The organism is Nocardioides sp. CFH 31398 (assembly GCF_022436705.1).
Classification (GTDB): Bacteria; Actinomycetota; Actinomycetes; order Propionibacteriales; family Nocardioidaceae; genus Nocardioides.
Genome location: NZ_JAKUHT010000001.1, coordinates 295,514 through 319,955 on the forward strand (window position 1 = coordinate 295,514; position 24,442 = coordinate 319,955).

At 72.6% G+C, this 24,442-nt stretch carries 23 protein-coding genes and 1 tRNA gene; 15 read left to right on the forward strand and 9 right to left on the reverse strand.

Annotated features, from left to right (window positions below; translation table 11 throughout):
- Positions 1-6 precede the first annotated feature (6 nt).
- The 9 genes from MJ876_RS01460 (at position 7) to MJ876_RS01500 (ending at position 8,728) form a co-directional block, all read left to right on the forward strand.
- Positions 7-1,587 (forward strand): NADH-quinone oxidoreductase subunit M, encoded by a 1,581-nt coding sequence (locus MJ876_RS01460; protein WP_240234268.1) that lies wholly within the window; start codon positions 7-9, stop codon positions 1,585-1,587.
- Positions 1,587-3,308, forward strand: a complete 1,722-nt coding sequence (gene nuoN / locus MJ876_RS01465; RefSeq protein WP_240234269.1) for an NADH-quinone oxidoreductase subunit NuoN — start codon at positions 1,587-1,589, stop codon at positions 3,306-3,308. The genes MJ876_RS01460 and nuoN overlap by 1 nt, the downstream gene beginning before the upstream one ends.
- Positions 3,305-4,312, forward strand: a complete 1,008-nt coding sequence (locus MJ876_RS01470; RefSeq protein ID WP_240234270.1) for a polyprenyl synthetase family protein — start codon at positions 3,305-3,307, stop codon at positions 4,310-4,312. Before nuoN ends, MJ876_RS01470 begins: the two co-directional genes overlap by 4 nt.
- 218 nt (positions 4,313-4,530) lie before the next feature.
- Positions 4,531-4,716 carry a hypothetical protein gene (locus MJ876_RS01475; RefSeq protein ID WP_240234271.1) on the forward strand — a complete coding sequence of 62 codons (186 nt, stop codon included), beginning with the start codon at positions 4,531-4,533 and terminating at the stop codon, positions 4,714-4,716.
- A gap of 87 nt (positions 4,717-4,803) precedes the next feature.
- Complete coding sequence (locus MJ876_RS22050) at positions 4,804-5,304, forward strand: PH domain-containing protein (RefSeq protein ID WP_240234272.1); 501 nt, start codon at positions 4,804-4,806, stop codon at positions 5,302-5,304.
- Complete coding sequence (locus MJ876_RS01485) at positions 5,301-6,779, forward strand: PH domain-containing protein (RefSeq protein WP_240234273.1); 1,479 nt, start codon at positions 5,301-5,303, stop codon at positions 6,777-6,779. The genes MJ876_RS22050 and MJ876_RS01485 overlap by 4 nt, the downstream gene beginning before the upstream one ends.
- A complete protein-coding gene (locus MJ876_RS01490) occupies positions 6,776-7,684 on the forward strand; it encodes an ATP-binding cassette domain-containing protein (protein WP_240234274.1) in 909 nt (302 codons plus the stop codon). The genes MJ876_RS01485 and MJ876_RS01490 overlap by 4 nt, the downstream gene beginning before the upstream one ends.
- On the forward strand, positions 7,681-8,520 hold the full coding sequence (locus tag MJ876_RS01495; RefSeq protein ID WP_240234275.1) for a hypothetical protein: 840 nt from the start codon (positions 7,681-7,683) through the stop codon (positions 8,518-8,520). The genes MJ876_RS01490 and MJ876_RS01495 overlap by 4 nt, the downstream gene beginning before the upstream one ends.
- 13 nt (positions 8,521-8,533) lie before the next feature.
- Positions 8,534-8,728 (forward strand): hypothetical protein, encoded by a 195-nt coding sequence (locus tag MJ876_RS01500; RefSeq protein ID WP_240234276.1) that lies wholly within the window; start codon positions 8,534-8,536, stop codon positions 8,726-8,728.
- An 89-nt stretch (positions 8,729-8,817) separates the two neighbouring features.
- Here the strand turns inward: MJ876_RS01500 and MJ876_RS01505 are convergent, their stop codons facing one another.
- Both MJ876_RS01505 and rarD read right to left on the reverse strand, forming a co-directional pair.
- Positions 8,818-10,917 (reverse strand): PhoX family phosphatase, encoded by a 2,100-nt coding sequence (locus tag MJ876_RS01505; protein ID WP_240234277.1) that lies wholly within the window; start codon positions 10,915-10,917, stop codon positions 8,818-8,820.
- Positions 10,918-11,100: 183 nt separating this feature from the next.
- The gene (rarD, locus tag MJ876_RS01510) at positions 11,101-12,051 is read right to left on the reverse strand and encodes an EamA family transporter RarD (protein WP_240234278.1); all 951 of its coding nucleotides are present in this window, start codon (positions 12,049-12,051) and stop codon (positions 11,101-11,103) included.
- A gap of 93 nt (positions 12,052-12,144) precedes the next feature.
- Between rarD and MJ876_RS01515 the strand changes: the two genes are divergently transcribed.
- Positions 12,145-12,582 (forward strand): hypothetical protein, encoded by a 438-nt coding sequence (locus MJ876_RS01515; RefSeq protein WP_240234279.1) that lies wholly within the window; start codon positions 12,145-12,147, stop codon positions 12,580-12,582.
- An 83-nt stretch (positions 12,583-12,665) separates the two neighbouring features.
- Here the strand turns inward: MJ876_RS01515 and MJ876_RS01520 are convergent, their stop codons facing one another.
- From MJ876_RS01520 to MJ876_RS01530, 3 genes are all read right to left on the reverse strand, one after another.
- Positions 12,666-13,769, reverse strand: coding sequence for a 2-oxoacid:ferredoxin oxidoreductase subunit beta (locus tag MJ876_RS01520; RefSeq protein WP_240234280.1), 1,104 nt, complete (start codon positions 13,767-13,769; stop codon positions 12,666-12,668).
- Positions 13,766-15,715 (reverse strand): 2-oxoacid:acceptor oxidoreductase subunit alpha, encoded by a 1,950-nt coding sequence (locus MJ876_RS01525; RefSeq protein ID WP_240234281.1) that lies wholly within the window; start codon positions 15,713-15,715, stop codon positions 13,766-13,768. Before MJ876_RS01525 ends, MJ876_RS01520 begins: the two co-directional genes overlap by 4 nt.
- Positions 15,716-15,887: 172 nt before the next feature.
- Complete coding sequence (locus MJ876_RS01530; RefSeq protein ID WP_240234282.1) at positions 15,888-16,379, reverse strand: YajQ family cyclic di-GMP-binding protein; 492 nt, start codon at positions 16,377-16,379, stop codon at positions 15,888-15,890.
- A gap of 114 nt (positions 16,380-16,493) precedes the next feature.
- Here MJ876_RS01530 and MJ876_RS01535 point away from each other — a divergent pair.
- Positions 16,494-16,575: transfer RNA gene (locus tag MJ876_RS01535), tRNA-Tyr, on the forward strand.
- A gap of 54 nt (positions 16,576-16,629) precedes the next feature.
- On the opposite strand, the gene MJ876_RS01540 is transcribed toward MJ876_RS01535, so the two are convergent.
- Positions 16,630-17,115: a hypothetical protein gene (locus MJ876_RS01540; RefSeq protein ID WP_240234283.1), complete on the reverse strand. Its 486-nt coding sequence runs from the start codon at positions 17,113-17,115 to the stop codon at positions 16,630-16,632.
- A 244-nt stretch (positions 17,116-17,359) separates the two neighbouring features.
- A complete protein-coding gene (locus MJ876_RS01545) occupies positions 17,360-17,695 on the reverse strand; it encodes a hypothetical protein (protein WP_240234284.1) in 336 nt (111 codons plus the stop codon).
- A 252-nt stretch (positions 17,696-17,947) separates the two neighbouring features.
- Between MJ876_RS01545 and MJ876_RS01550 the strand changes: the two genes are divergently transcribed.
- From MJ876_RS01550 to MJ876_RS22055, 3 genes are all read left to right on the forward strand, one after another.
- Positions 17,948-19,315, forward strand: a complete 1,368-nt coding sequence (locus MJ876_RS01550; RefSeq protein ID WP_240234285.1) for an FAD/NAD(P)-binding protein — start codon at positions 17,948-17,950, stop codon at positions 19,313-19,315.
- A 73-nt stretch (positions 19,316-19,388) separates the two neighbouring features.
- On the forward strand, positions 19,389-20,231 hold the full coding sequence (gene menB / locus MJ876_RS01555; protein WP_240234286.1) for a 1,4-dihydroxy-2-naphthoyl-CoA synthase: 843 nt from the start codon (positions 19,389-19,391) through the stop codon (positions 20,229-20,231).
- Positions 20,228-21,058, forward strand: a complete 831-nt coding sequence (locus tag MJ876_RS22055) for an adenylate/guanylate cyclase domain-containing protein (protein ID WP_240234287.1) — start codon at positions 20,228-20,230, stop codon at positions 21,056-21,058. Before menB ends, MJ876_RS22055 begins: the two co-directional genes overlap by 4 nt.
- Before the next feature lie 77 nt (positions 21,059-21,135).
- Here the strand turns inward: MJ876_RS22055 and MJ876_RS01565 are convergent, their stop codons facing one another.
- The gene (locus MJ876_RS01565) at positions 21,136-22,299 is read right to left on the reverse strand and encodes a fumarylacetoacetate hydrolase family protein (protein ID WP_240234288.1); all 1,164 of its coding nucleotides are present in this window, start codon (positions 22,297-22,299) and stop codon (positions 21,136-21,138) included.
- Entirely contained in the window at positions 22,296-22,931 is a 636-nt protein-coding gene (locus MJ876_RS01570) for a hypothetical protein (RefSeq protein WP_240234289.1), read from the reverse strand. Before MJ876_RS01570 ends, MJ876_RS01565 begins: the two co-directional genes overlap by 4 nt.
- Before the next feature lie 151 nt (positions 22,932-23,082).
- Between MJ876_RS01570 and MJ876_RS01575 the strand changes: the two genes are divergently transcribed.
- Positions 23,083-24,435 (forward strand): MFS transporter, encoded by a 1,353-nt coding sequence (locus MJ876_RS01575; protein WP_240234290.1) that lies wholly within the window; start codon positions 23,083-23,085, stop codon positions 24,433-24,435.
- The last annotated feature ends 7 nt before the right edge of the window (positions 24,436-24,442 follow it).

The following is a 24,442-nucleotide window of genomic DNA, read 5'->3' on the forward strand; positions in this document are numbered from 1 at the left end:
CGAGCGATGAGCAGCGCCGCCCCCTGGCTCTCGATCCTGATCCTGGTGCCCCTCGTGGGTGCCGTGGCGACCGCGCTGCTCCCGCGCGGCGCCCGCCGCGACGTGGGCACGCTGCCCCGGGTCGTCGGCCTCGTCGTCTCCCTCGCGACCCTCGGCCTCGCCGTCGCGCTCGCGCTGAGCTTCGACGTGGACGGCGGCCTGCAGTTCGCCGAGACCCACACCTGGATCGGGGCGATCGGCGCGAGCTACGCCGTCGGCCTCGACGGGCTGGGTCTCGTGCTGCTGCTGCTCACGACGCTGCTGGTCCCGATCGTGCTGATGGCGTCGTGGGACTCCGTCGGCGGCGCCGACGGCCGCAGCCCCCACGCCTTCGTCGGCTGGGTCCTCGCCCTGGAGGCCGCCGCGGTCGCGGTGTTCCTCGCCCAGGACGTCTTCTTCTTCTACGTCGTCTTCGAGGCGACGCTGATCCCGGCGTACTTCCTCGTCGGCGGGTTCGGTCGCCCCGGCGCCGCGCGCGCCGCGGTGAAGTTCCTCGTCTTCCAGCTCGTCGGCGGCCTCATCCTGCTCGGCGGCGTGATCGGCCTGTACGTCGAGTCGGCGGCCGCCGGCGACCCGTCGTACCTGATCAGCGACCTGGCGGGCCTCGACATCGCGACCGGGCCGGAGCGCTGGATCTTCCTCGCGTTCTTCGTCGCCTTCGCGATCAAGGCCCCGCTGTTCCCGGTCCACACCTGGCTGGCGGACACCACCGAGAAGGCCACGCCGGGCACGAGCGTGCTGCTCGTCTGCGTGCTCGACAAGATCGGCACCTACGGCATGCTGCGCTTCTGCCTGGGGCTGTTCCCCGAGGCGTCGCAGTGGGCCACCCCGGTCGTGGTGATCATCGCCCTGGTCTCGATCGTGTACGGCGCGCTGCTGGCCATCGGCACCGACGACCTCATGCGCCTCATCGGCCTGACCTCGCTGTCGCACTTCGGCTTCATCGTGCTGGGCATCTTCGTGCTCAACACCCAGGGCGGCACCGGCTCGATCCTCTACATGCTCAACCATGGCCTGGCGACGGCGGCGCTGTTCCTCGTCGGCGGCTACCTGGTCCGGCGGCGGGGCACGAGCCTCATCAGCGAGCTGGGTGGCGTCGAGAAGTCGGCGCCGGTGCTCGCCGGTCTGCTGCTCGTGGCCGGCCTCGCGACCCTGGGCCTGCCCGGCCTGTCGACGTTCGTCTCGGAGTTCCTCGTGCTCGTGGGCGCCTTCGTCTACGCCCCCTGGGCCGGCGTCGTCGCGGTCACGGCGATCGTGCTGGCCGCGATCTACGTGCTGTGGGCCTACCAGCGCACGATGACCGGCCCGAGCCCGGTCGCCGGTGCCGCCGCGGACGCGGTCACCCCCGACCTCGGCCGGCGCGAGATCGGCGCGGTCGCGCCGCTGGTGCTCCTCATGGTCCTGCTCGGCTTCTACCCGATGCCGGCGCTCGACGTGGTCAACCCCTACGTCGAGGACCTGCTCACGAACGTCGGGGTGGTCGACGACGCGCCGACCGTGCCCGCCGACGCCGCTGACGGTGCCGGCTCCGCTGAAGGGACCGAGTGATGGAGTTCTCCGCCCCCCAGATCGCCCACGAGGTGCTGTGGCCGGCGTACGTCGTCTTCGGCGCGGCGCTGCTCGGCGTCCTCGCCGAGGCGTTCCTGCCCCGCGGCCGCCGGTTCGGTGGCCAGGTCGTGATCGCGGCCCTCGGCATCGTCGGCGGCCTGGTCGGGACGGTGATGGTCGCGATGGACCTGCCGTCCGTCGGACCCGACGACGTCACGGCGTACGGCGTGACCACCGTGGGCGACACCGTGGCGGTCGACGGCCCGACCCTGTTCCTGTGGGGCCTGGTGCTGCTGCTGGGCCTCGGCGGGGTCGGCCTGTTCGCCGAGCGACGCCTCGAGTCGGGCCTCTCCGCCTTCGCCGGCCAGGCCGCCGCCCTCCCGGGCACCGAGGCCGAGCGCAAGGCCTCGACGGAGGGCCTCGACCACACCGAGGTCTACCCGCTCCTGCTGTTCGCGCTCGCCGGCATGATGCTGTTCCCCGCCGCCAACGACCTCCTGACGCTGTTCGTCGCGCTCGAGGTGCTCTCGCTCCCGCTGTACCTACTGTGCGGCCTGGCGCGTCGTCGCCGTCTGCTCAGCCAGGAGGCGGCCATGAAGTACTTCCTGCTCGGGGCCTTCTCCTCCGGCTTCGTCATCTACGGCATCGCGCTCGTCTACGGCTTCGCCGGCTCCATGTCGTACGCCGCCGTCGCCGAGGCCGTGCGGGCCGGCGAGTCCGGCTCGGTGCTGATGCTCACCGGCCTCGGCATGATCACCGTCGGCATGCTGTTCAAGGTCGGTGCCGTGCCGTTCCACGCGTGGACCCCGGACGTCTACCAGGGCGCCCCGACCGCCGTCACCGCCTTCATGTCCGCGGCCACGAAGGTCGCGGCCTTCGGAGCCACCCTGCGCCTGTTCTACGTCGCCTTCGGCGGGGAGCGCTGGTCGTGGCAGCCGATGCTGTGGATCGTCGCGATCCTGACGATGCTCGTCGGCGCCGTGCTCGCGGTGTCGCAGCAGGACGTGAAGCGGATGCTGGCCTACAGCTCGATCGCGCACACCGGCTTCCTGCTCACCGGCGTGATCGGCCTGCGTGACTCGGTGGAGCTGGGGGGCGCGGAGATCACCTCCCTGCAGGCGGTGCTCTTCTACCTCGTCACCTACGCCTTCGCGACCCTCGGCTCGTTCGCCCTGGTGAGCGTCGTCCGGGACGACTCCGGCGAGGTCACCGCACTCTCGCGCTGGGCCGGGCTCGGCCGCCGCTCGCCGGTCGTGGCGAGCGTGTTCGCGCTGTTCCTGCTGTCGATGGCCGGCATCCCGCTCACCGCGGGCTTCGTCGGCAAGTGGTCGGTCTTCGCCGTCGCGGTCTCCGCCGGCGCCTGGCCGGTCGTGGTCGTGGCCCTGGCGAGCAGCATGATCGCCGTCTACTTCTACGTGCGCGTGATCCTGCTCATGTACTTCACCGCGGACCCCGACCCGACCAAGGCCGGCTCGACCGACGTCGGCGTCGGCGGCGACGCCGCGCTGGCCGGTGCGTCGCCGTCCTCGGGCTCCCAGCCCGAGCGGGGCACGATCACCGTCACCTCGCCGACCCGCGTCGCCGACGAGGTCCGGGTCGAGACGCCGTCCCTGGCGACGGTCGTCGTCATCGCCGTGTGCGCCGGTGTGGTGCTCCTGCTCGGGATCGTCCCCGGACCGGTGCTCGACCTCGCCGGGTCCGTGGGTACCTTCATCCGGTGACCACGAGCGCCCCGCAGGAGCTCGCGCTGCCGGTCCTCGACGCGGAGCTCGCCTCCCGCCTCGGGGCGCGCATGCAGCGCGTGGAGACGCTGCTGGCCGGGCACGTCCAGGGCCGGGCGCCCTTCGTGACCGAGGCGGCCAGCCACCTGCTCCGCGCCGGCGGCAAGCGGCTGCGGCCGCTGCTGGTGCTGCTCGCCGCGGAGACGGGGGAGGAGCCCGACTCCGACGACGTCCTCACCGCCGCCTGCGTGGTGGAGCTGACGCACCTGGCCTCGCTCTACCACGACGACGTCATGGACGAGGCCGACCTGCGCCGCGGCGCGGACGCCGCTCACGCCCGCTGGGGCAACCACGTCGCGATCCTCACCGGGGACTTCCTCTTCTCCAAGTCGTCCGAGCTCACCGCCGTCCTCGGCGCGGACGCCGTGGGCATCCAGGCCCGCACGTTCACCCGGCTGGTCGAGGGTCAGATCCTCGAGACCGTCGCGCCGGGACCCGACGAGGACCCGGTCGCGCACCACCTCGAGGTGCTCGCCGGCAAGACGGGCTCGTTGATCGCGACGTCCGCCGAGTACGGCACGATCTTCGGCGGCGCCTCGCCCGAGGTGCGCGCCGCGCTGACGGCGTACGGGGAGATCGTCGGGGTCGCGTTCCAGCTGTCCGACGACATCCTCGACATCGCCTCCGACGCCGCCGAGTCCGGCAAGACCCCCGGCACCGACCTGCGCGAGGGTGTCCCGACCCTCCCGGTGCTGCTCGCCCGGACCTCCACGGAGCCCGGCGACGCACGGCTGCGGGAGCTGCTCGACCAGGACCTCGACGACGACGTGCTGCACGCCGAGGCCCTCGGTCTGCTGCGGGCCCACCCCGCGATGGAGGAGGCCCGCCGCTACGTCGTCGCGCGGGCCGACGAGGCCAAGCAGCTCCTCGTCGCCCTCCCCGAGGGACCCGTCCGCGAGGCGCTCGAGACCTTCGCCGACATCGTCGCCACCCGCTCCGCCTGAGGCCGACACGGGTGCGGGCACGCCGAATTCCTCGGCGTCGTCTGCCTGCTTTCCTTACGCACGCTCCGGTCGTCCGGTTGCAGCGGAATCAAAGAACTTTTTCCTGATTTCGCCGTTCCGCCCACAGTTCGCTGCCTCCTAATCTCGGGCCTGCCCACCGGGGCGCATCTCGGGAAACCGCATGGAGGTTCCATGCGGAAACGGGGAGGAATCGAACGATGTCGACAGTGCTGCGTTTCATCGCGTGGGTGCTCGGAAAGGCGTGGAGGTGGGGCGTGCGGACGGTGCGGGCCATCGCCGCCTACGCGCGTCGCTACTGGAGGGTCGTCTGGCGGTGGATCGAGCGGGGCGTTCCCTTCGTGACCATCGCCGAGTGGATCATGAGAAGCCTGGGGATCGGGTAGGTGCCCCACACCGTGCGTGAGGTCGAGGGGGCGGCGACGCCTCCTCGGCCTCACGGCCAGGCCCAGAGCCTCTGTTACCGTGCGCCGGTGGACGTCGCGGGGGCGGTGCCGCCGGAGTGGGCGGAGCGTCTCCCTCGTGCGGCCGCGTCGTACCTGCGGCTCCGCAGCGTGCTCGAGACGACGGCGGTGTCGGCGATCGTCGTCATCCCGCTGGCGCTCCTGGCGCCGGATCGCTGGAGCTCGGGTGCCGTCGCCGCCGTCATCGTCTGTGCGCTGGGATTCCTCGCCGTCGACCTCTTCCTCGTCATTCCGCGACGTCTGCAATTCACCCGGTTCACGATCCGCCGGAATTCCCTGGAATTGTGGCGCGGCGTCGTCGTGCGGTCCCACACCATCATTCCGCGCGACATGGTGATGAACATCGAGCTCCGACAGGGGCCCGTGACCAGAATGCTGGGCCTGTCCACATTGCGCATATCGACGGTCACGGACGTCCAGGCATTCGGTCCGATCGACGAGGTGGCTGCGGGCGAGCTGCGCCGCCGTTTCGACGCGGGCGCCACGAGAGGCGAGGGGAGGACGTCGTGACGACCGCACGTCGCGCGCCGCTACGCGCGCTGGTGGCGGAGTACCTCGACGGCGCGGTGGCCCTCGCGCTCATGCTCGTCGGGGTCGTCGTCGCCGCGGCAGCGGACGAGACCGCTGTGTCGACCGCCAGCCGGTGGCTCCTCGGTGTGCTGATCCTCGCCCGGGTCGCGGTGCCCGTCGTGCTGTGGGCGACCACGACCTGCACCGTCGCGGCCGCCGGGATCGAGGTGGCTACCGGCCTCGTCCGTCGCCGCCGACGCATCCTCGACTGGAGCCAGCTCTCCACCGTCGACCTCCACCAGGACTGGGCCCACCGGCTGATGGGCGTGACGCGGGTGACGGTGTCGCAGAACGGCTCGGAGAGCGGCGCGCTCCGCCTGCCGTCGATGACGACGGCGTCCGCCGAGCGACTCCGGGCGCGAACCGTCGGCGCTGCGCCGCCGATCGAGCGGCGAGGGTCGGACGACGTCCCGGCGTCGACCGCCGCCGGCCTGTCGATGGATCCGACCGCCCACCCTCGTCACGGCCGGGTCGTCCGGGTCCGTGACCGCGACGTCGTGGTGACCGGCCTCGTCCTCGGTTTCCCCGTGGTCCTCGGGGTCGGCGCCGTCCTCGCGGTCGCCGAGGTCGCCCGGACCGTCGGCCTGGCCGACCGAGCCTGGACGGGCCTTCAGCTCTCGCCGGTCGTCGGGGGAGTCCTGCTGTCGGTCCTGGCCCTCGTGCTCGGCACGGCGGCGACCCTGCTCAGGTTCGGCTCCTTCGAGACCGAGGTGCACCAGGGGTCGGTGACCATCCGTCACGGGTACCTGGCACGGGCCGAGCGCCGGCTCGACCGGACCACGGTGCTGGGTCTGGAGCTCCGCCAGTCGCTGTTCGAACGCCCGCTGGGGCGCTGGCGGGTCCTGGTGGTCTCACGCGACTCGGTCGGAGGGCTGGGGCGCAACCTCGCCCTGCCCTCCCTCGGCGCCGCGGACCTGTGCGAGATCGCGGCCCCCGAGTGGAGCGCGGTGGTGCGGTCGCACCTCTCCGGGTCCGAGGGCCCGGGGGCGGAGTCGAACCGACGCGTCGAGCTCGCCGGCTGGACCCTGGTGCTCGCAGGCGCGTCCGTCCTGACCGGGCTGGTCGCGGCCGTGGCGGACACCTCAGCCCTGGTGTCCGCCGTCCTGTGGCTGGGCGCTGTCGCAGCGGGTGGCGCGGTCGGCCTCCGTGTCACCTCCCGACTGTCGGTCTCGACATCGACGGGTCACCTCGTGGTCTGGCGTGCCTTCGGCGCCAGACGGGTGACCTGGCTGCACGGCGACAGCCTCGGTCCCGTCTCCAGCGGCATGGTGGCCGGTCGCGCGGGTCACCTCGCCGTGTCCTACTACGCCGGGGCTCCCCGAGTCGCCCGGACGTGGCGCCTCGACGGTCTGGACGTCGACGCCGTCCGCGGTCTTGCCCGTCGAGAGGCACCACCCAGGAGAGGACACTCATGATCGAGGTGACAGGACTGGTGAAGCGGTTCGGCTCCACCACAGCGGTGGCGGGGGTCTCGTTCACCGCCCGTGACGGGGCCGTGACGGGCTTCATCGGCCCCAACGGGGCCGGTAAGTCGACCGTCCTCAAGGCGGTCTCGGGGCTGCTGGCGCCCGACGAGGGGACCGCGACGATCGACGGGCACCGTCTCGGCGCCACCGCACTGCCCCCGGACCTGCGGGGCGTCTTCCTCTCCGCCGAGTGGATCCCGGCCCACCAGACCGCGCGCTCCTTCCTCACCTACCTGTGCCAGGTCCAAGGGCTCCCGGCGAGCCGGGTCGACGAGGTGCTGCGGTCCGTGGGTCTGCTCGCCGACGCGAACCGGAAGATCAAGGGCTACTCCCTGGGGATGCGCCAGCGGGTAGGCATCGGTGCTGCCGTGATGACACAGCCCCGGAACCTCGTCCTGGACGAGCCCATCAACGGTCTGGACCCGGAGGGCATCCGCTGGATCCGCGACGTCATCCGTGGGGTGGCGGACCGCGGTGGAGCGGTGCTCCTGTCGTCCCACCACATGAGCGAGCTGTCGATGGTCGCCGACCACGTCGTGATGATCGACCGTGGTCGGATCGTGCACGAGGGCGCGGTGACGGACGGGCGGGTGCAGGGGAGCGACGCCGCAGGACCCCGGCGCGTGTACGTCGAGTCGCCTGACCTGGGTCTCGCGGCACGGCTCCTCCGGGCGGCGGACCTCGAGGTCCGGTCGCTGGACCGAGGGGCCATCGTCACCGGGGCCGGTCCCGAAGACGTGGGGCGCGTGGTGTTCTCCGGAGGTGGCAGCCTCAGCCACCTCGCCGAACGGGCGCTGTCGATCGAGGACGTGTACTTCCGACGCTCGCTCGAGGACGAGGAGGCGGTCCGATGACCGTGCGTGCGAACACTCGCGCGGGTGGGGTGCCGGCCCGGGCCACGAGCCGTCCCCCGGTGCCGGTCGTCGGGCTCGGTGTGGCGGAGTGTCGCCGGCTCGCACGGCAGGGTGGACTCCGGAACGCGTCGCTGGTCGTCGCCGTCCTGGCCGCTGCTGTCGGTGTCGCAGCCTTTGCCGTCCTGCGCTACCTGTCCTCGGGGGACGCCGCCTCGGCGACCGTGGTGGCGTCGGTCCCGGTCGAGGCCACGTCGTCGTCCTTCGCCCTGCTCGCGGCCCTGGTGGTGGCGAACTGGGCGGGGAGGGACTCGCAGAGGGGGATGCTGGGCGTCTCGGTCGTCGTGGTGCCGCGCCGGACGGCACTCGTCGGAGCCCAGCTCGGTGCGGTCGCTGCCTACGGCCTCGCGACGGGCGTGCTCGTGACCGGCTTGGTCGGCGTCGTGGTCCTGGCGGGCGGGGGAGGAGCAGGAGCCGCCACCGTGCTCGGAGGCGTCGTGGCCGGCTCGGCGGCCGCCGCCCTGATGTTGGTGCTCGGGTACTCCGTCGGTCGCCTCTGCGGCGGGCCCATGGTCGCTGTCCTGGCGTGCCTGGCCTGGTGGATGATCATCCCCCTGGCCTCGGGCCTCGCGTCAGCGTTGCTCCCGGAGGTGGTGGCCGAGGCAGTGGCCTGGTTCGTCGACGTCTCGCCCGTCACGCTCCTCAGCCAGGCGACGACGGTCTCATCCGTCACGGCGACCGGGGTCGGGGACCTCGTCACGGGACTCGTGGGCCTGCTCGGCTGGTCGGCGCTGCTCTCGGCTGTGGCCGTGCGGCGGGTCGCGGTGCAGAGCTTCTGAGGGGGACGACGTCGTGGCGAAGGACAAGGGACCCGGTTCGTCGGTGGCCGCGTCGGTGGCGCTGGCGATCACCACGGTCGTGGTGAGCGTGCTGCTCGCGCTCCTCACCGACGTGCCGGCGCCGGTTCGCTGGGGGATTGCGCTGCTGGCCGGAGTGGCCGCAGCCGCGCTGACCACGGCCCTGGTGAGCAGGGCGGGACGGATCTGACGACGGCCCCGACGCCGGACGCGCCGGAGCCCGGCCCCCGCTGGCTGCGGGGACCGGGCTCCGGGGACCGGCCGAGGCGCTGGGCGCCGTCAGGCCCTGCGGTACGCGACCGCCACCGACGGGCGGGGGTAGTCGTCGGTGTGGGGCCAGGTGCTGCCGGGGTTCTCGAACGAGGCGTCGTCGAGCTCGCCGGGGTGCTGCACCGCCACGAACAGCGACTTGTCGTCGGCCGTGATCAGCGGGCCGCAGGCCTCCGCGCCGCGGGGGACGGAGAGGAACTGCTGCACGTGGCCGCGCTCCGGGCCCTGGGTGGGCACGCGGAAGATGCCGTCGTTGCTGCCCAGCGCGTTGCCGTCGGTGGAGACCCACAGGTTGCCGACGCTGTCGAAGGCGACGTTGTCGGGGCAGCTGATCGGGCTGACCTGCGACTTGTCGAAGCCGCCGAAGTAGGTCTCCTGCGCCTCCGGGTCGCCGCAGACCAGGAACAGCTTCCAGCGGAACGTGTCCAGGGCGTGGTCGCCGCGGGTGGCGATCATCTCGAGCACGTAGCCGTTGTTGTTGCCCGGCGTGACGGTGGGCTCCCCGGAGTCCTTGGTGGTGGACGAGCCGACCGGGTTGGCCTCGTCGACCGGGAACTGCGTGCCGCGGCGCGAGTTGTTCGTCAGGGCGGCGTAGACCCGCCCGGTGACGAGGTTGGGCTCGACGTCCTCGGGACGATCCATCCGCGTCGGGCCCCCGCCGTCCGCGGTGGTCGCACGGTCCGCGGCGAGACGGGTGTCGATGAGGACGTCGGCGAGCTCCATGCCCTCGACGAACGACTCGGTGTCGGAGGCCAGGGGGATCCAGGTGCCGGTGCCGTCGCAGTCGGCGTTGGTGGTGGCGTCGTAGCCGTTGCCCTCCAGACGCGCGACGTACAGCGTGCCCTCGGTGAGCAGCGAGAGGTTGCGGCGGCGGGCGTTCGCGCCGGTGCCGGTGGCGACCTTCTTCTTCGACACGAACTTGTAGAGGTAGTCACCGCGCTCGTCGTCCCCCATGTAGGCGACGGCGTGGCCATCCTTGCTGACGATGATGTTGGCGCCCTCGTGCTTGAAGCGACCCAGCATCGTGTGCTTCCGCGGGGTGCTCTGCGGGTCGGAGGGGTCGACCTCGACGATCCAGCCGAAGCGGAACGGCTCGTTCGGCTCCTTGGCGAGGTCGAAGCGGTCCTGCACCGTGTACCAGCCGCGCGAGGTCGAGGCCGCGAGGCCGTAGCGGGCGTACGACGCGGCGTACTCGGGGTTCGGCGTGCCCTCGGTGCCGAAGTACTGGTTGAAGTTCTCCTCGCCGGACAGCACGGTGCCCCAGGGCGTGGTGCCGCCCGCGCAGTTGTTCAGCGTGCCGAGCACGGTGCGGCCCGACGCGTCGGCGGAGGTCTTCAGCCGGTCGGTGCCGGCGGCCGGCCCGGTCACCTCGAACTCGGTGTCGAGGTGGATCCGGCGGTTGTGCGAGGCGAAGCGGGGCTGCACGCGCAGCCAGGACCCCTCGACGCGGCCACGCTTGATCTCGACCACGGACATGCCGTGGTTGTACATCGAGATCTCCTTCTTGGCCTCGTCGTCGTACGAGGCGGGGAACATGATGTCGTCCGAGGTGTACTCGTGGTTGACCACGAGGAGCGACTTCGCACGCTTCGTCGGGTGCGGGAGGACGCCGACGTAGTCGCAGTTGTAGCCGAACTGCTGGCGGGCGGCCTCGGCGCTCATGGCCTGCGGGTCGAAGCGGGGGGCGCCGGGGAGGACCGCGTCGCCCCAGCGGATGACGACGTCCTGGGTGAAGCCCTGCGCGACGACCAGGGCGTCCCGCGTGTTCGGCGGGACGGGGCGGAACGCGGCCTTCGACATGTCCTTGCTCAGGGCGGCGGCGTCCGGGGCGGCGGGCAGCGGGGCGGCCGCGGCGGGGCGCAGGGAGCCGCCACCGAGCACGAGGGCGCCGACACCGGCGGTCGCCGCGGCGCCCTTCAGCAGGGCGCGACGCTGCACGACCTTCGCGATCTCGTCGCGGACGTGACCGTGGTCGGTGCGGTTCGGCTCGGGCTTGAAGCAGGCGTCACCGCAGCGGTTGCGACAGGTCATGGCGCTGCGCGAGGCCCGCTGCTCGTAGCCGACGGCGGTGATCGGCAGCGGGGTGCGGTGGAGGGGGGTGGTCGTCATGCGGAGAGGGCTCCCGAAGTCGTGGGTGGCAGACGCCAGGACGCTAGGGCGCGTCGGTGAGCGAGAGGGGTTGTGACGGTGACAACGGGGTGAACGGGGCCCGGGTCACGGCCCCATCGACCCGGTCCGGTCACAGGATGGTCACAGGAGCGCCACGGGAAGGACACGGGCGCGCGGCGACCGTCAGGCCACCTCGGGCACGGCGACGGCGGCCCGCCGCGTCCGCCGTCGGTGGCCCAGGGTCTCGGCGGTGAGCAGCACGAGGGCGAGCCACACGAGGCTGAAGCCGATCCACCGCTCGGCGGGCATGTCCTCGCCGAAGACGAACAGGCCCAGCAGGAACTGCAGCGTGGGGGCGACGTACTGCAGCAGGCCGATGGTCACCAGTGGCACGCGCGTCGCCGCTGCGCCGAAGCAGAGCAGGGGGACGGCGGTCACCAGGCCCGCGGAGGCGAGCAGCAGCGCGTGGACCGGCCCCTCGGTGCCGAAGGTCGAGGCTCCCGTGGCGGCCAGCCACCCGACGTACGCACCGGCGAGGGGGGCGAGGGCGAGCGACTCGAAGGTGAGCCCCTCGATGGCGCCGACCCCGGCGAGCTTGCGCACCAGGCCGTAGGTGCCGAACGAGAAGGCGAGGGCGAGGGAGACCCACGGCGGGCGTCCGTAGTCGAGGGTCAGCAGCAGGACGGCGACCCCGGCGAAGGCCAGGGCGGCCCACTGCAGCGGCCGCAGGCGCTCGCGCAGGACGAGCACGCCGATCAGGACGGTCACCAGCGGGTTGACGAAGTAGCCGAGGGAGACCTCGATGACGCGGCCGTTCGTGGTGCCCCAGATGAAGACACCCCAGTTGACGGCGATGACGCACGCCGCCACCAGCAGCAGCCCCACCCGGCGCCGGTCGCGCAGGATGCGCCGCAGCGGGCGGACCTTCCGGAGCCCGACCAGCAGGAGCACCATCGTGGCCGCCGACCACAGGACGCGCTGGGCGAGCAGCTCGACGGCCCCGGCCGGCTCGAGGAGCGGGAAGTAGAGGGGGAAGGCACCCCACATCCCGTACGCCGCCAGGCCGAGCAGGAAGCCGCGACGCAGCTCGGTCGGGTCGCCCTGCGTGGAAGGCGGGGCCTGGCGGTCGCTCACCACCAGAGTCTAGGAATCCGGACGTGGGTGTTTCGGGTGGGGCTCGTGTGGGAAAGTCATCGACGTCCCACGACGTCGTCACTCGGAGGAAATATGAAGCGTCTCATCACCGCGATCGTGTCGGTCGCCCTGCTCGGCCTCACCCCGCTGGCCCTCACCTCGGCCGCCTCGGCCGACTCGATCGCCCCGGCGCCGTCCGCGCAGTCGTCGACCGCCGGCGCGCCCGAGGCGCAGGCCAAGCGCGCCCGCAAGGTCACCGCCCGCGGCAAGGAGCGTCGCAACGGCCTGTTCATCGTCGGCCGGGTGACCCCGAACTACTCCAACAGCACCGTCATCATCAAGCGCAGCTCGCGCCCCCGTGGCGGCTACACCGTCTACAACCGCGTCAAGACCAACGGTCGCGGCTACTACACCTCCAAGGTCGTCGCCCCGCGTCGGAGCGGCCAGAGCTTCTACTACTTCGCCCGTGTCGCACCGCGCGGCAAGTACTCCGGCGACAACTCTCAGGTCCTCCGCGCCAGCCGCGGCTGACCCGCTCCGCACGCCACGAGGCCCCCACCGCTCGGCGGTGGGGGCCTCGTCGTGTCCGGGGTGGCGTCCCCGGCCGTCGTCGCTCAGACGACCGTCCAGGTGTCGCCGCCGCCGATCAGCGAGGCGAGCCGGTCGTCGCGGCTGCCGGTCCGCTCGCCCTGGGCGAGGTCGACCTGCGCGCGCGCCTGGTCGTCGTACGTCGGGCGCTCGACGCTGCGGAAGATGCCGATCGGCGCCCGGTGCAGGTAGCCGGCGTCGGTCAGACGGCTGATCGCGAAGGCCGTCGTCGGGTCGTCGGTGTGGGCGTCGTGGACGAGGAGGTCGGCCGCGTCGACGTCCGACACCTCGACGACCTCCACGCCGCCGGCGGCGGTGCGCACGAGACCCTTCGGGCCGAGTCCGTCCTCGCCGGGCGTGCCGAAGCGGATCTGCTCGCCGTGGACCAGCGGGATGATCGCCTCGTCCTTGGTGTCGCGGTCCTTGATCGCGTCGAACGCGCCGTCGTTGAAGATCGGGCAGTTCTGGTAGATCTCCACCAGCGAGGTGCCCCGGTGGGCGGCCGCCGCGGACAGCACCGAGGTGAGGTGCTTGCGGTCGGAGTCGATCGTGCGGGCCACGAAGGTGCCCTCGGCGCCGAGCGCGAGCGAGATCGGGTTGAACGGGTGGTCCACCGAGCCCATGGGGGTCGACTTGGTGACCTTGCCGGCCTCGGAGGTGGGGGAGTACTGACCCTTCGTCAGGCCGTAGATCCGGTTGTTGAACAGCAGGATCGTCATGTTGACGTTGCGGCGCAGCGCGTGGATCAGGTGGTTGCCGCCGATCGACAGCGCGTCGCCGTCGCCGGTGACGACCCAGACCGACAGGTCCTCGCGGGCGGTCGCGAGACCGGTCGCGATGGCCGGGGCGCGGCCGTGGATGGAGTGCATCCCGTAGGTGTCGAGGTAGTACGGGAAGCGGCTCGAGCAGCCGATGCCGGAGACGAACGCGATGTTCTCGCGGCGCAGGCCCAGGTCGGGCAGGAACGACTGCACGGCCTTGAGGACGGCGTAGTCACCGCACCCGGGGCACCAGCGGACCTCCTGGTCGGAGGTGAACTCCTTGCCGGTCTGCTTCGGGGCGTCCGGGTCGAGGGCGGGGACGCCGTCGGTGCCGGTACGGGCGGCGGGGATGCCGAGGTCGGTCGTCATCGGGTGGCCTCCTGGGTCACAGGGGTGGCGGGGCCGGAGGGATCCGCGTCACGGGTCACGTGGCCGGCACCGGAGAGGTCGAGCTCGACGCCGTCGGCCGACGCGACGAGCTCACCGATGGCCTCGGCGAGCTCGGCGGCCTTCAGCGGCAGCCCGCGGACGTGGTTGTAGCCGATCGCGTCGACGAGGTACTTCGCGCGCAGCAGGGTGGACAGCTGCCCGAGGTTCATCTCCGGGACGAGGACCTTGTCGTAGCGGGCGAGGATCTCGCCGAGGTCCTTCGGGAACGGGTTGAGGTGGCGCAGGTGCACCTGGGCGACGTGACCGCCGGCCCGGCGCACCCGGCGGCAGGCCGCGCCGATCGGGCCGTACGTCGAGCCCCAGCCGACCACGAGGACCTTCGCCTCGCCGGTCGGGTCGTCGACCTCCAGCGGCGGCAGCGAGTCGGCCACGCGGTCGACCTTGGCCTGACGGGTGCGGACCATGAAGTCGTGGTTCGCCGGGTCGTACGAGATGTTGCCGTGCCCGTCGCCCTTCTCCAGCCCGCCGATGCGGTGCTCGAGGCCGGCGGTGCCGGGCACCGCCCAGGGGCGCGCCAGCGTCTCGGCGTCCCGCAGGTAGGGCATGAATGCGTCGCCCTCGTTCGGCCCGGTCGCGAACGCCGGGTCGATGGCGGGCAGGTCGTCGGTCTCGGGGATGCGCCACGGCTCGGAGCCGTTGGCGATCATGCCGTCGCTCAGCAGCAGCACGGGCGTGCGGTAGGTGATGGCGATGCGCGCAGCCTCGAGGGCCGCGTCGAAGCAGTCGCCGGGCGACTGCGGCGCCACGACCGGCACGGGCGACTCGCCGTTGCGGCCGTACATCGCCTGCAGCAGGTCCGCCTGCTCGGTCTTGGTGGGCAGGCCGGTCGACGGGCCGCCGCGCTGGACGTCGACGACGAGCAGCGGCAGCTCGGTCATGACCGCGAGGCCGATGGTCTCCGACTTCAGCGCGAGCCCGGGCCCCGACGTGGTGGTCACGCCGAGGTGGCCCGCGAAGGAGGCGCCGAGGGCGGCACCGACGCCGGCGATCTCGTCCTCGGCCTGGTAGGTCGTGACCCCGAGGTCCTTGTGCTTGCTCAGCTCGTGCAGGACGTCGGAGGCCGGGGTAATCGGGTAGGACCCGAGGAACACCGGCAGTCCGGACTGCACGCCCGCGGCGACGAGGCCGTACGCCAGCGCGAGGTTGCCGGTGATGTTGCGGTAGGTGCCCGGCGCCATCGGGGCGGGCTTGACCTCGTAGGAGACGACGAACGCCTCGGTGGTCTCGCCGAAGTTCCAGCCGGTGCGGAACGCCGTGATGTTGGCGTCGCGGATGTCCGGGACCTTCGCGAAGCGCTTGGCGAGGAACTCCTCGGTGCCCTCGGTGGGGCGGCCGTACATCCACGACACGAGCCCGAGGGCGAACATGTTCTTCGCGCGGGCGGCGTCCTTGCGGGACAGCCCGAACTCCTTCACGGCGGCGACCGTCATGCCGGTCAGGTCCACGGGGTGCACCTGGTACTCGGCGAGGTCGTCACCGTCGAGCGGGTTGTCGGTGTACCCGGCCTTGGTCAGGTTGCGCGCCGTGAAGTCGTGGGTGTCCACGATGATCGTCGCGCCCTTGGGCAGGTCGCCCAGGTTGGCCCGCAGCGCCGCAGGGTTCATCGCCACCAGGACGTCGGGGGCGTCACCGGGCGTGAGGATGTCGTGGTCGGCGAAGTGCACCTGGAACGACGAGACGCCGTGCAGCGTGCCCTGCGGCGCGCGGATCTCCGCCGGGAAGTTCGGAAGGGTCGAGAGGTCGTTGCCGAACGACGCCGACTCCGAGGTGAACCTGTCACCGGTGAGCTGCATCCCGTCACCGGAGTCGCCGGCGAACCGGACGATGACGCGGTCGAGCTGCTTGACCTGCTTGGCGGATGCCACGGGGCTCCCTGTCGTTGACTGCCTGACTGATCCACGATAACGACAGGTGAGCCTGACCTAATCCCGGCGACGGCCCGTGGACGCCGTACGGCGGGTGAGGCTCGTCACTCGCGGCCCGCCGTCCCGGCGTCACCGGCCGGGCGAGGGCCCGGCGAACGCGCTCGGCGACGGTTCAGCGGTAGTTGGTGAACTGCACCGCGAAGTCGTAGTCCTGCTCCTTCACGAGGGCCTGCACGGCCTGCAGGTCGTCGCGCTTCTTCGAGCTGACGCGCAGCTCGTCACCCTGGATCTGCGCCTTGACGCCCTTCGGGCCCTCGTCGCGGATCAGCTTGGAGACCTTCTTCGCGTTCTCCGACGAGATGCCCTCCTTGAGCGCGATCCCGATCTTCGACTGCTGGCCCGACGGGCGGGGGTCGCCGGTCTCGAGGATCTTCAGGCTCTGGCCGCGCTTGACGAGCTTGCCCTGGAACACGTCGAGGACGGCGCTCGCGCGGTCGTCGGCGGAGGCGGTGATCTCGATCGCGTCCTCGCCCTTCCACTCGATGCTGGCGCCGGTGCCCTTGAAGTCGTAGCGGGTCGCGATCTCCTTGGCGGTCTGGCTCAGCGCGTTGTCGACCTCCTGGCGGTCGATCTTGCTGACGATGTCGAACGAGGAGTCGGCCACGGGTGCCTCCTGGGAGTCGGGGTGCGGGTCGGGTGCTGGTTGGGTCCGGCCGGATCGGCTGCGCTATTGTCGCGGGGCGTCGAGGGCCTGCTCAACACGGTCCCCGAGCACCCTGGCAGGTTGCCCGAGCGGCCAAAGGGAGCTGACTGTAAATCAGCCGGCACAGCCTTCGTTGGTTCGAATCCAACACCTGCCACATCCGGCCCCCGGCCCGCAGCGATGCGGTCCGGGGGCCGACGTGCGTCCGGCCTCAGCCGCGAGGGTTCTCTTCGCCGAGCCGCGGCGGCTTGATGTCGGCGAGGGTCCAGCCGTCCACCTTCTCGATCTGCCCGCGCCACGGGGGCTGGCCGTCGGTGAAGCTCGGCCAGTCGGCCTGCCACGCCGTGAAGTCGGCGAGGTGGACGTGGCTGGCGCGGTCGATCTCGTCGGTCAGGTCGAGCCGGCGCGTCTGGTCGGACGCGGCGTCGTCCTCGGAGCGGACCATGGTCCCGAACGGCTCCCGCCACAGCTCGTCGAGGTGCGGCGGGAGGTCCATCCGGTCGACCTCGGCCCGCATGCGGTGGGCGTACTCGCGCCGGGAGATGAGCGTCCCGGAGTAGATGACGCCGCCGACGGACAGGGAGATGCGCGGCTTGACGGAGGGCTCGACGTTCACGAGGGCGACCAACCAGCGGAGGTGGTAGTCACCGCCGGGGCTCTCGGGACGCTCTCGCCCCCGGGTGGCGTCGGGTCCCACGGCTTGCTGATGCGTCTCGGAGGTCACCTGGGCCGGGTTCCCCAACCGGGCGGGATCGACTCGCCGGGCCCCTGTCGGCCCCCTGTCGGCCCCCGGGCTCGACGGCGCCTCCAGGTGGGCCACCCGGCCCGTCGTACCCCCCCGGGTCGGGGCGAGGTGGCCCACACGCACGGAGCGCGAGGCGCCGGCGCAGCACCACGTACCCCGTCGTGACCCCGTCACACGGCTGTCCGGCCGGGGGCGGTCAGCCGCGGCCGGCGAAGAGCTGCGCGAGGGTGCCGTCGGCGCACTCGCAGGCGTGCAGGGCCCAGGTCGCGCCCTCGTCCTCCGAGACGTCCCAGGCGGCGACGGCGCCGTGCTTGGAGCCCTGCTTGCCGAGGCTGAGCTCGACGGCGAGCGAGACCTCGACGTGGATCTCGGCGGGCGTTCCCCAGTACTCGAACGCCGCGGCCATGACGGCGTCCACGGCACCGGCCGTGGTGTCGAAGGTGGGCCGGCGGGTCGGGTAGGGCAGCGCGTGGTCCCCACCGACGTCGTGGGCCACGTCGCCGATCTTCGACTCCGTGACGTGGAAGTGCATGGCCCTCACTCCCGGTCCGGCTGCTTGCCCCATCGCTGCGCCGCGGCGCGGGGCCCTTGTCTGTAGGTGCCCACCGACGCCGGTCGTAGACGGCGGCGGGCTCCGGGCCGAGTCCTGCCCGGTCGCGCCGGGGCAAGCGTAGGGCAGCCGGGTCGCCCGAGGGGGGCCTCGGGCGCGCCGTCTCCGCGCCGGGGCCCGACGTCCGCTAAAGTCGTCAAAGTCAGGCGAGTTTGACTGATAGGAGCCCGGGTGATGCGGACCGTCTCGATCGTCGGCGGGGGAGCCAGTGGCACCCTCACCGCCGCCAACCTGCTGCGCATGAGCCGCGGGACCGACCTGCGGGTCGTGATCCACGAGCGTGCGTCCGAGGTCGGTCGCGGTCTCGCCTACAGCACCACCGACGAGCGGCACCTGCTGAACGTCCGCACCCGGGACATGAGCGGCCTCGCCGACGAGCCGGGCCACCTGGTCGCGTGGGCCGAGCGCGAGGGCCTGCCCGCGGACCCGATCGGCTTCCTGCCGCGCGCGACGTACGCCCGCTACCTGACCGACCTCCTCACCGACCTCGACGACGGCCGGCTGGAGCGCCGCCACGAGGAGGTGCTGGACGTCGAGCCGCGCGCCGGCGGCGGCTACGTGGTGACCGGCAGCGAGGGCCGCACCGAGGCCGACACCGTCGTCCTCGCCTACGGCAACCTGCCCTCGGGTCGGCTGTCGACCGACGACGGCCCGCTGCCGGACGCCGCCTGGCACCTGCCGAGCGCCTGGGACGTCGCCGCGCTCCGCGCCCTGCCGGCCGACGCGCGCGTCGTCCTCGTCGGCTCCGGGCTCACCGCCGTCGACGCCGCGATCACCTTGCTCGGCGACGAGCCGGTCCGCGAGGTGTGGATGGTCAGCCGCACCGGGATGGTGCCGCACCGCCACCTCCCGCTGCCCTGCTCGACCAGCTGGGTCCGCCCCATCTCCGACGACGCCCGCACCGCCGACGTGTACGCCGTCCACGTGCGCGAGCAGGTCGACCGCGCGGCGGCCTCGGGGGTGTGCTGGCGCTCGGTCATCGACGGCATGCGCGGGCTCACGCAGCGTCTCTGGCAGCGCCTGGACGTCACCGAGCGTCGCCGCTTCCTCGCCGCCCACGCCCGCGACTGGGAGGTCGCCCGCCACCGCATGGCGCCCGAGGTGGCGACCGCTATCGAGGCCTTCCGGGCCACGGGCCGCCTGCACGTCCTCGGCGGCGGGCTGGGCTCGGTCGACGACCGCGGTGACACCGCGACGGTCACCCTGCGCGACGGTCGCGTCGTGGTGGCCGACGCCGTCGTGAACTGCACCGGCCCCTGCCCCGACCTGGACCGCACCTCCATGCCGCTGGCGGTCCGTCTGCGCGAGCGGGGCCTGCTCCGGCGCGACCCCCTCGGCCTCGGCGCCGACTGCGAGCCCGACGGTCGGGTGATCGACCGCGACGGTGTCGTCCGCGACGACCTCGTCGTCCTCGGGCCGCCGCGCAAGGGCGCACTGTGGGAGACCACCGCGGTGCCCGAGATCCGGGCGCAGGCCGCCGACCTCGCCGCGCGGCTCAGCGAGCCCGCCGACGCCCGCCGTCCCGACCTCGCCCGGCGCTGAGGCCGGCCCGCGGCGGCCGCGGCCAGCGGAGCCCGTCGCGTCCGGGCGCGGCCCACGTCGGCAGAATGGGGACATGAGCGCCACGCAGGACACCGACGTCGTCTGGACCCCCTCGGGCGAGTGGACCGACATCGCCTACGAGACCACCGACGACGGCATCGCGAAGATCACGATCTGCCGCCCCGAGGTGCACAACGCCTTCCGGCCGCAGACCCTCGTCGAGATCTCCCACGCCCTCGAGCTGGCCCGCGAGGACGAGTCGGTCGGGGCGATCATCCTCACCGGGCAGGGCGACAAGGCCTTCTGCTCCGGCGGTGACCAGCGCGTCCGGGGCGACTCGGGCTACAAGCTCGACGAGGGCTCCACCGGCCGCTTCCACGTCACCGACCTGCACGTCGCGATGCGTCGCTGCCCCAAGCCGATCGTCGCCATGGTCGCGGGCTGGGCCATCGGGGGTGGGCACGTGCTCCACCTCGTCTGCGACCTCACCATCGCCGCCGACAACGCCCGCTTCGGGCAGGTGGGTCCGCGCGTCGGGTCCTTCGACGGCGGCTACGGCGCCGGCCTCCTCGCGGACCTCGTGGGGCCCAAGAAGGCCAAGGAGATCTGGTTCCTCTGCCGCCAGTACGACGCCGCGGAGGCCGAGCGGATGGGCCTGGTCAACACCGTCGTCCCGCTCGCCGAGCTGGAGGCGACCACCGTCGCCTGGTGCCGCGAGATGCTCGCGCTGTCGCCGTGGGCGCTGCGGCTGTACAAGCTCAGCGTGAACGCCCACGAGGACGGCTACGCGGGCATCCAGCAGCTCGCCCACGACGCGAACCTGCTGTTCTACGGCAACCCCGAGGCCCAGGAGGGTCGCAACGCGTTCCGCGAGAAGCGGACCCCCGACTTCGGGCAGTTCCCCCGCCGTCCGTGACGACGCTCGAGATCGTCCTCCTGGTCGCCGTCGGCGCGCTGGGGGCGTCGACCGCGACGTTCTTCGGGCTCTGGCTGGGCGCCCGGCGCAGCAGGCGCGTGCTGCGGGCCCGCCTGGAGGCGATGTCGGAGGGTCGCAGGCGACGCCGGCTCGTGCCGTCGCCGCAGGAGACGGTGAAGGCGGTGTGGGAGACCGCGTCGCTGGTGCGTGAGCGCGGCGTGACGGGTGCGCTGCGCAGCTCGGTCGAGGAGCTCGCCGACTGGGCGCGCGTCGAGCGGCCCGACCTCGTGCGGATGGCCGCCGTCGACGGCACCGTGACGATCCTCTTCTCCGACCTCGTCGGGTCGACCGAGCTCAACTCCGAGCTCGGCGACCGTGCCTTCGTCCGGCTGCTGGCGCGCCACGACCGGGTCGTGCGCCGGTGCGTCGAGCGGCACGAGGGCCACGTGGTGAAGACCCAGGGCGACGGCTTCATGGTCTGCTTCGCCACCGGCCCGCAGGCCGTCCGCTGCGCCGTCGACGTCCAGCGCGCCCACACCCGGGGCCGGGCCGCGGACCTCGCCGTCCGCATCGGCATCCACCGCGGCGACGTCGTCCACCGCATGGGCGACATCTTCGGTCGCAACGTCGCCCAGGCCGCCCGCGTCGCCGGCGTCGCCGAGGGCGGCGAGGTCCTCGTCTCGGACGCCGTGGTCGAGACCCTGACCGACGACGGGCTCGTCCTCGCCGAGCCCAGGACCACCGAGCTCAAGGGCCTCTCCGGCCGCCACGCCCTCCACCCCGTCGTCTGGGCCGAGGAGCGCGACCGCCGCGAGCTGACGTCCTAGACGTCGCGTCGCCGGGGCGTGCGTCCGGGCCGACTCGGCGTCCCTCAGGCCGTGCGTCCGGGCCGACTCGGCGTCCCTCAGGTGTGCGTCCGGGCCGACTCGATCCTGCCCGCGACCTCGCCGAGGGTCAGGCGACCGCCGGTCGTCGAGAGGGCGGAGTAGCGCAGGACGACGACCTCGCCGTCCTCGAGCCACGTCCGGTCGCCGCCGGACGCGGAGCGCGGACGGGTGCCGTCGGCCGTGAGCTCGAGCAGCGAGCCGACCTGGTCCGGGGCGGGTCCGCTGATGGTGCCCGAGGCGAAGAGGTCACCGGTCCTGAGCGCTGCGCCGTTCGAGGTGAGGTGCGCGAGCATCTGCCCGGGCGACCAGTACGTCGTGGCGTACGGCGGTCGGGACACCACCTCGCCGTCCACCTCCACCTCGACCGTGACGTCGAGGCCGACCGCGGCCTCCGCGCCGCCGGTGTGCGCGAGGTGGGGGAGCGGTGCGGGGGCCTGGCCCGGCAGCGGGGTCCAGGCGGCGTCCAGCGCGGAGAGCGGCGTGACCCACGTCGACACCGTCGTCGCGAACGACTTGCCGAGGAACGGGCCCAGCGGGCGGTACTCCCACGACTGCACGTCGCGCGCCGACCAGTCGTTCAGCCCGACGACCCCGAAGACGTGGTCCGCGAGCGCGTCAGGGGCCACCGTCGTGCCCGGCGCCGAGGGGGCGCCGACGACGAACCCGAGCTCGGCCTCCAGGTCGAGCCTGCGGCTCGGCCCGTACGACGGCGCGTCGTCGCCGGGGAGCACCCGCTGGCCCCGCGGGCGCACGACCGGGGTCCCGGAGGCGACGACCGAGCCGGCCCGGCCGTGGTAGCCGACCGGCAGGTGTCGCCAGTTCGGCAGCAGCGGCTCGGCGTCGGGGCGGTACAGCCGCCCGACGCCCGCGGCGTGGTGCTCGGAGCAGTAGAAGTCGACGTAGTCGGCGACCTCGAACGGCAGGTGCAGCGTCGCCGAGGCGAGCGGCAGCAGCTCGAAGTCGTCGTCGCGCACCAGGGCGGACACCTCGTCGCGGACCTCCGCCCACACCGCCGGCCCGAGCGCCAGGAACGGGTTCAACGACGGGGCCGCGAAGCAGTCGCGGCCGGTCTCGAAGGCCAGGTCGAGGACCCCGTCGCCGAGCCGGACGCCGACCCGCGGCGGAGCGCCCGGCGTCGAGAACACGCCGTACGGCAGGTGGTCCGGTCCGAAGCCGCTCATGCCAGGCCCTCCAGGTGGGCGACCGCCGCGGCGGTGTCGTCGGTCAGCCAGGACACCACGAACCGGCGCCCCACCGCGACGTCCCCGGGGTCCCCCCACAGCCGTGCCGCGACGCGGACGGCGTCGACGGCCTGCCCGACCGTCCCGCCGACCAGCGAGACCGTCAGCTCCCGGTCGAGGGCGGCGTCGAGCCACGGCTCCAGCGAGGGCGCGTCGGCGGGCAGGGCGACGACCGCCTCGATCATCGACAGCTCGTCGAGCGCGGCCAGGCCGGGCCCGGACGGCCCGGACGGCCCGGAGTCGGCGGGCACCCGGACGTGCACCCGCGTGCCGTCCGGCGGCGGGGAGTCCGCCAGCGCCGCCCCCACCCGGCGGGCGTTGCCGGCCGGGTCCACCGGGTCGCGCAGCGTCGTGTCGAGCGCACCGAGCGCGAGGCCGCGGCGCTCGCAGAGCGCGACCGGGCCGGCCACCTGGGCGGCCCCGCCGGTGAGGACGACGCGCAGACCCGCGCGCCCCGGGTCGACGTCCGGCAGCGAGGTGTCGTGGACCGCCCGCAACCCGACGTACGGCGAGTCGAGGGGCGCGGAGCCCGCGGGTCGGAGGTCGTCGACGAAGCCGTCCCAGGTGCTCACGGCTCCAACCTGCCACGCCGCGACCCTTGTGTCGGGCGTCACACCGTTCCTAGGGTTCTCCCGCCGTCCCCCGCCCGACCGTTCGGTCGGTACGACGGTGCCGCGTGACGACGCGGCCGCCCCTTTCTCGGAACCGACTCGGAGACCCCGCATGAGCACGCACACGCCCCCAGGCAAGACACCCGTGACCCGCGAGGAGCGCAAGGTCCTCATCGGGACGCTCGCCGGCACCACCATCGAGTGGTACGACTTCTTCATCTACGCCCAGGCCGCGACGCTGGTCCTCGCGCCGCTGTTCATCGAGCCGATGGTGTCGGAGAACCCCGGTCTCGGCACCCTGGTGTCGCTGGCGACGATCGGCATCAGCTTCCTCTTCCGGCCGCTCGGCGCCGTCGTCGCGGGCCGGTACGGCGACCGGCTGGGCCGCAAGAAGATGCTCGTGCTGACGCTGCTGCTGATGGGCGTCTCGACCGTCGCGATCGGCCTGCTGCCGACGTACGCCTCCATCGGGGTCGCGGCGCCGGTCCTGCTCATCCTGTTCCGCGTCGTGCAGGGCTTCTCCGCCGGCGGCGAGTGGGGCGGTGCCGCACTGATGGCGGTCGAGCACGCCCCGGTCCACAAGCGGGGGCTCTTCGGCGCCTACCCCCAGATCGGCGTCCCCTGCGGGCTCATCCTGGCCACCGGCATCCTGCTGCTCATCACGAACCTCACCACCCCCGAGCAGTTCATGGCCTGGGGCTGGCGCGTGCCGTTCCTGCTGTCGATCGTCCTCATCGTCATCGGCTACCTGATCCGCCGCTCCGTCGAGGAGAGCCCGGTCTTCGCCGAGCTGCTGCAGCGTCGTCGGGAGTCGTCCGCCCCGCTGCGTGAGCTCTTCCGGCACGACGCCCGGATGGTGATCCTCACCGCCCTCGTCTTCGTCTCGACCAACGCCGCCGGCTACCTCGTCATCGCCTACTTCATCGGCTACGGGACGACGGCCCTCGGCTTCGACCAGGTCCCCGTCCTCGCCTCGATCGTCATCGCCTCCGCCGTGTGGCTGCCCACGACGCTCGGCGGCGGTGCGCTGTCCGACCGCATCGGGCGCGTGCGCACCTTCCAGATCGGTCTCGGCCTCACCTTCGTCTGGCTCATCCCGATGTTCTTCCTCATGGACCGCGGCGGCATCGTCACCTTCTGCCTGGTCATCTGCCTGATGAACGTGGGCCTCGGCATGAGCTACGGACCGCTGACGGCGCTGTTCGCGGAGCTCTTCCCCGCCCGTGTCCGCTACTCCGGCGTCTCGATCGGCTACGCGCTCGGCGCCGTCCTGGGTGGGGCGTTCGCCCCGCTGATCTCCGAGATCCTCGTGCAGCGGACCGGCACCGGCATCTCCATCGCCGTCTACATGATGGTGCTGACCGCCATCTCGTTCGTCGCCGTCACGATGGTCGGCGAGACCCGCGGCAACGACCTCGGCGTCGACGCCGACGACAGCCCGACCGCACAGCGCGCCCCTGCCTGACGCTGAC